General features: G+C 69.6%; 1 protein-coding gene. It reads left to right on the forward strand.

Annotation, left to right across the window (positions count from 1 at the left end; translation table 11 throughout):
* The coding region (gene xylA / locus ACFXOA_RS32295) for a xylose isomerase (RefSeq protein WP_385035739.1) at window positions 1-1,161 on the forward strand (1,161 nt) is incomplete at its 5' end.
* Window positions 1,162-1,202: the final 41 nt, after the last annotated feature.

Here is a 1,202-nt window from a genome sequence, read left to right on the forward strand (position 1 = left end):
CGCTTCACTCCCACCCCTGAGGACAGGTTCACCTTCGGTCTGTGGACCGTGGGCTGGCGGGGCAACGACCCGTTCGGCGAGCCGACGCGTCCCGCGCTGGACCCGGTCGAGTCCGTGGAACGCCTCGCCGAGCTCGGCGCGCACGGTGTCACCTTCCACGACGACGACCTGATCCCCTTCGGGTCCTCCGAGAGCGAGCGGGCCCGGCTCATCGGCCGGTTCAAGGACGCCCTGGACCGCACCGGCCTCAAGGTCCCCATGGCCACCACCAACCTCTTCACCCACCCCGTCTTCAAGGACGGCGGGTTCACCGCCAACGACCGCGACGTCCGCCGCTTCGCGCTGCGCAAGGTCATCCGCAACATCGACCTCGCCGCCGAACTCGGCGCCACCACCTACGTCGCCTGGGGCGGCCGCGAAGGCGCCGAGTCCGGCGCCGCCAAGGACGTCCGGGTGGCCCTGGACCGCATGAAGGAAGCCTTCGACCTCCTGGGCGACTACGTCACCGAACAGGGCTACGACATCCGCTTCGCGATCGAGCCCAAGCCCAACGAGCCCCGCGGCGACATCCTCCTGCCCACCATCGGCCACGCCCTCGCCTTCATCGAACGCCTGGAACGCCCGGAGATGGTCGGCGTGAACCCCGAGACCGGCCACGAGCAGATGGCCGGACTCAACTTCCCCCACGGCATCGCCCAGGCCCTGTGGGCCGGCAAGCTCTTCCACATCGACCTCAACGGCCAGTCCGGCATCAAGTACGACCAGGACTTCCGCTTCGGCGCCGGCGACCTGCGCCAGGCGTTCTGGCTCGTCGACCTCCTGGAGACCGCCGGCTACGAAGGCCCCCGCCACTTCGACTTCAAGCCCGTGCGCACCGACGGCATCGACGGCGTCTGGGAATCCGCGAAGAACTGCATGCGCAACTACCTCATCCTCAAGGAACGCGCCGCCGCCTTCCGCGCCGACCCCGCCGTCCAGGAAGCCCTCACCGCCTCCCGCCTGAACGAACTCGCCCAGCCCACCGCCCCCGACGGCCTCAAGGCACTCCTCGCCGACACCACCGCCTACGAGACCTTCGACGCCACCGCCGCAGCGACACGCTCCATGGCCTTCGAAGCCCTCGACCAGCTCGCCATGGAACACCTCCTCAACGTCCGCTGACCCACCCACCGGGGTGCCCGGAACACCACCGGACACCCCGG

Source organism: Streptomyces sp. NPDC059166, assembly GCF_042755185.1.
GTDB lineage: Bacteria > Actinomycetota > Actinomycetes > Streptomycetales > Streptomycetaceae > Streptomyces.